3 protein-coding genes and 1 pseudogene are annotated in these 5192 nt (G+C 72.5%); 3 read left to right on the forward strand and 1 reads right to left on the reverse strand.

Features of this window, described 5'->3' with window-relative positions; all coding sequences use genetic code 11:
• Positions 1–1195: GNAT family N-acetyltransferase (locus tag ACRDP3_RS02890; RefSeq protein WP_431515208.1), on the forward strand; the 1195-nt coding region annotated here is incomplete at its 5' end.
• 56 nt (positions 1196–1251) lie between these two features.
• On the opposite strand, the pseudogene ACRDP3_RS02895 reads toward ACRDP3_RS02890, so the two are convergent.
• A pseudogene (locus tag ACRDP3_RS02895) lies at positions 1252–2262 on the reverse strand (glycoside hydrolase family 26 protein); the annotation flags it as partial.
• A 143-nt stretch (positions 2263–2405) separates the two neighbouring features.
• On the opposite strand from ACRDP3_RS02895, the gene ACRDP3_RS02900 reads away from it, so the two are divergent.
• Positions 2406–3743, forward strand: a complete 1338-nt coding sequence (locus tag ACRDP3_RS02900) for an ATP-grasp domain-containing protein (protein ID WP_431515209.1) — start codon at positions 2406–2408, stop codon at positions 3741–3743.
• Between the two features lie 31 nt (positions 3744–3774).
• Positions 3775–5154, forward strand: coding sequence for an NAD(P)-binding domain-containing protein (locus ACRDP3_RS02905; RefSeq protein WP_431515210.1), 1380 nt, complete (start codon positions 3775–3777; stop codon positions 5152–5154).
• Positions 5155–5192: the final 38 nt, after the last annotated feature.

Genomic DNA, 5192 nt, shown 5'->3' on the forward strand with positions numbered 1-5192 from the left:
CCGGCACGCCCGTCGACACCGGACGGGTGGAGCAGACGCGATGACCACCGTCCTCGCCACGCAGGGGCTGACGGCCACCCTCTGCCGCGACCCCGGACAGTTCGCCGTGCTGGCCGCGCAGTGGGACGCCCTGCGCCGCCGCTGCCGGCCGGCCACCCCGTTCCAGAGCCACGCCTGGCTGCACTCCTGGTGGCTGTCGTACGGCGCGGCCGGCCGGCTGCGCGTCGTGCTGGTCCGCCGCGGCGAGGACCTCATCGCCGCGGCACCGCTGATGCTCATTCACCGCCCACTGCCCACACTGGTCCCGCTCGGCGGCGGCATCTCCGACTACTGCGACGTCCTGCTGGACGACGGCTGCCCCCAGGCTGCCGGCGCGCTGGCCAAAGCCATGCACCAGGCCGCCCGCGGCGCGGTGATCGATCTTCGCGAGGTGCGGCCCGGCGCGGCGGTCGAGCGGCTCTACGCCGCCTGGCGGGGGCCGCGCCGGAAGCTGCAGGACTCGGTGTGCCTGGAGCTTCCGGCCATCCCCATGGAGGAACTGCTCGAAAAGCTGGCGCCCGCCAGCGCCAAGCGGACCAGGCGGAAGCTGCGCAAGATCGACACGATGGGCATCGAGGAGCACCTGGTTCCGCCGTCCCAGGTCACCGCGGCCGTGCGCACCATGCTGCGCCTGCACGAACTGCAGTGGGAGGGCCGCGGAGTGACGCCCGAACACCTCCGGCCGCGCTTCCGCGCCCACCTGGAGCGCGCGATGCGGGAGCTGGCCGGCAGTGGGGACGCCGTGCTCACGGAGTACCGGCTCGGCGCGGAAGTCCTGGCGTCGGACATCACCTTCACCTCGCCCGAGCTGGTCTGCGGCTACCTCTACGGCGCCCATCCCCGGCTGCGCGACGAAAAGGTGGACATCACCACGATGCTGCTGCGGCACGACACCGACTTCGCGTCCGGCAGTGGACGCAAGGTGCTGAGCATGCTGCGGGGCACGGAGCCGCACAAGCTCCGCTGGCAGCCGACACCCGCCGTCAACCAGCGGGTCCTGCTGGCGCGGCGTGAGCTGGCGCCCGCGCTGGGACTGTACGCGGCGCAGATCGCCGGACGCGCCTTCGCGGCCGAGGTCGTACGCCAGCGGGCGGACGTCACCCAGGTGTGGCGCACCCGGACCGGCGAACGCCGGCCGGAGGAGGCGCCGGCGTGAACGCGCCCGGACACCCCCGGCCGCCGGGACAGGGGCAGGGGCAGGAACACGCCCTAGCCGAACAGCGCCGCGCGGTACGCCTCCGCGGAGTCGGGGTTGTCCGGGCACTGCCACAGGCCGTGCGGGCAGTAGTCGGAAATGGTCTGGTAGAGCGGCTTGTGCCGCTTGAACCAGCCCAGCATCCGGCGCACGTACTCCGGATTGTCGCCGTTGCGGAAGAGCCCCCATTCCGGGTACGAGATCGCCTTGCGGTGCGCGCGGGCGAAGTCGACGTGTGCCTGGAGACCGAAGGGTTCCCGGACCTGGGCGTCGAACGTTCTGCCCGCCGGCTGGTCGTAGGTGTCCATTCCGACGATGTCGACGACGTCGTCGCCCGGGTAGCAGCTCGTCCAGCCGATGTCGTCCCGGCCGCGGTTCGGTGTGAAGTCGAACCGGAATCTCTGCCCGGAAACCGACCGCATGGTTCCGACGATCCGCCGCCAGTACGCCTTCCACGACTCCGGGTCGGGCCCGCAGCGGTGGGTGTAGGTCGTGCCGTTCATCTCCCAGCCGAGCACGATCACGGTGTCCGGAACCTTCAGCCGCACCAGGTTCCGGGCCAGCGCGCGGTAGTGCCCGTCGAAGCGGCCCGCGGCCCCGGCGCGCAGCAGCGTACGCACCGCGTGGTCGGAAACGGTCACCTCGTTGCGCTCCTGCATCGGCACGTTGAGCACCAGCAGCCGGCCCGGCTCGGCGCGCCGCCACCGTGCCCATGGCGCCAGGAACTTCCGCCGCCCCTCGATGTTGGACCATTCGTCGCCGGGCAGATAGGTGTGCCCGGCCCGCAGGTCCCTGCCGCCGAGCCACCTCTCCCACCGCTCGATGCGGCGCACACCGTCCGTACCGGGACTGAGGAACGCACCCAGGACGGGCTCGGCGGGGGGCTTGTCGTCGTCGTGCGCGGTGGCGCGGCCGGCCGGTTCCCGCTGCGGCGGCCCGGCCGGAGGGACGGAGCAGGAGGCGAGGAGTCCGGCGGCCATGACGCCGCCGCAGACCCAGCCGAATCCACGGCGTCCGTGGGTACGCATCGTTCCTCCTGGTCCGCGGATGAATCCGTATGTCACGAAAACGCGTTTCCGGGCCCACCTACCGGATTCACGCAGCCAGATCTGATAGCCCCATAGATAGATTTTCTCCCTGTTCCTCCCATTCATGACGCAAGGACATGCGCATGCCCTCGTTCGACACCGACACCCCCGCTCTCCTGCTCCGCCTCGATCCCAACCCCTTTCACCACGGAACACTTGGCGCGGTCCGGTCCCTCGGTCGTACGGGAATCGAGGTGCACGTCGTCGCGGAGGCGGCGCACGGACCGGTGGGACGCTGCCGCTATCTGCACCGGGTGCACGCGCTGCCGCCCGGCCGTACCTCGCACGCGGAACTCGAACGAACGCTGACGCGGGCCTCGGACGCGATCGGCAGACCCGCGGTGCTCATCGCGCTGGACGACCGCGGCGCGATCGCCGTGGCCGAACTGTCCACCCGGCTCACCGGCCGCTATCTGCTCCCCGCCATGCCCCCGCAACTCCCGAGCCAGGTCGCCGACAAGGCCGGACTGGCCGCGCTGTGCGCCGGCGCCGGCATCCCGCACCCGACGACCGTGGCACCCGGCAGCGCGGCCGAGGCGGCGCGGGAGGCGGCGGTGCTGGGCCTGCCCGTGGTCGCCAAGTGGAGCCGCCCGTGGCTGCTCCCGCCCGGTCTGCGCAGCACCACACTCGTCCGTACGCCGTCCGACGCGTGCGAGCTGTACGAGCGCAGCACACAGGCCGGCAGCCAACTGCTGTTGCAGCGTTGTCTTCCGGGCGGGCACGGCACGGACTGGTTCTTCCACGGCTACGCCGCCGAGCGCGGGAGATTCCTGCTGGGCGGCGCGGGCCGCAAGGAGCGTTCCTGGCCGCCGCGTACGGGCCTGACCGCCGTCGGCACCTGGCTGGCCAACCCGGAGGTGGAGGCGGCGGCGGCGAGACTCGCCGCCTACGTGGACTACCGCGGCATTCTCGACCTCGACTTCCGGCTGGATCCCGAGACCGGCTCCTATCACCTGCTGGACTTCAACCCGCGGCCCGGCGCGCAGTTCCGGCTGTTCACGGACGACGCGGGAGTGGACGTCGTCCGTGCCCAGCACCTGCATCTGACCGGTCGCCAGGTCCCCGCCCAGCTCGGTGGGCCTGGCCGGGTCTTCGTCGCCGAGAACTACGCCCTGCTGTCCGCGGCGGTGGCGGGCGCCTCGCGGGTCCGCGACCGCGACCGTGACCGGATTCTGGTCCGGGCCCGGGCCGGCGGCCGCGACGGGCGGGTGGAGCGCGCCTGGTTCTCGGCGGAGGATCCGGCGCCGTTCTTCGCCATGGCCGGCACCTGGTTCGCGCGCTGTCTGCGCAAGTCCTGGCAGCACCTGGCCATGACCGTGCACACGCACGGACGGGTCCGGGTCCGGTCGATCAGACCGGGCCTGCCGCCCGAAGCGCCGTCCGCACCGCTGTCCGCACCACTTGTGACGAGCGATCAGTGAACGCAGTGAACGATCAGAGAGAAGGAAACGCATGTACGACCTCGTAGTGGTGGGCGCCGGCCCTTACGGCCTCTCCATCGCCTCGCACGCCGCCGCCGCCGGGCTCAGCCTGCGCGTGCTGGGCCGGCCGATGGCCTCGTGGCGCGACCACATGCCGAAGGGCATGTTCCTCAAGTCCGAGCCCTGGTCCTCCAACCTCTCCGACCCCGCCGGTTCGCACACGCTGGCCGCCTACTGCGCCGCCCGCGGCATCACGGTGGAGCACGGCAGACCGCTGCCGATCGGCACCTTCACCGAGTACGGGCAGTGGTTCGGGAAGCGGGCCGCGCCGCGCGCCGACGAGCAGACGGTGACCTCCGTCGTCCCGTGCGCCCGCGGCTTCCGCGTCGAGACGGCCGAGGGTGAGGTCCTCGTGGCGCGCACCGTCGTACTCGCCGTCGGCGTCATGCCGTTCGTGCACAAGCCCGGTCCGCTGCGGGACCTGCCCGCCGAACTGGCCTCGCACAGCAGCCACCACCACGACCTGGCCCCGTTCAAGGGGAAGGACGTGACGGTGGTCGGCGCCGGCCAGGCCGCCCTGGAGACCGCGGCGCTGCTCGCCGAGGAGGGCGCGCACGTACGGATCGTCGCCCGCGCGGGCCGCATCAACTGGAACACCCCGCCCCAGCCGCTGCAGCGCGGCCTGCTGACGGCGCTGCGCGACCCGCACTGCGGCCTCGGCACCGGCTGGCCGAGCTGGGCCTGGTCGGAGATTCCCTGGGCGGTGCGCAAGCTGCCGGCCAACGTCCGCGTGCACATCGCCCGTACCGCGCTGGGACCGGCCGGTGCGTGGTGGCTGCGGGACCGCTTCGAGTTCGCCGTGCCGGTGCTGCTGAGCAGCCGCCTCACCGCGGCCGAGCAGGTGCGCGAACGGGTACGGCTGCGGCTGGAGTCCGTCGACGGTGCCGTCCGTACCGTCGAGACCGACCACGTCGTGGCCGCCACCGGTTTCACTCCGGCGCTGGCCCGGCTGCCGTTGCTCGACGAAGGGGTACGCGGCATCCTGCACCGGGTCGGCACGAGCGACGCCCCGGAGCTGAACGGGCGGTTCGAGTCCTCGCACCCCGGACTGTTCTTCGCGGGTCTGCTGACGGCTCCGACGTTCGGGCCCTCGATGCGTTTCGTGTACGGCGCCACGTTCACCGCCGCCAAGGTGGTGCAGGGCGTCTGCCGGCGGCTGGCCGAACCCCGGCTGGCGACCGTGCCGCACGCGTCCCGTGCCCGTACCGCGGTACCGGAGACGGCCGAGCAGCCGGTACGGGAGCCGGCCAAGGAGACGGCACAGCAGCCGGCCCAGCAGCCGGTGCAGGAAGCGGCAGCGGCGAAGGAAACGCCGGAGGTGCGGCTGGCCGGGCAGGTCGCCCGGCGCTGACGCGCGCGGTCACGACGTCGGCGCGCCCCGAGTAGCGG

The sequence above is a fragment of the Streptomyces sp. genome, assembly GCF_050698815.1.
Classification (GTDB): Bacteria; Actinomycetota; Actinomycetes; order Streptomycetales; family Streptomycetaceae; genus Streptomyces.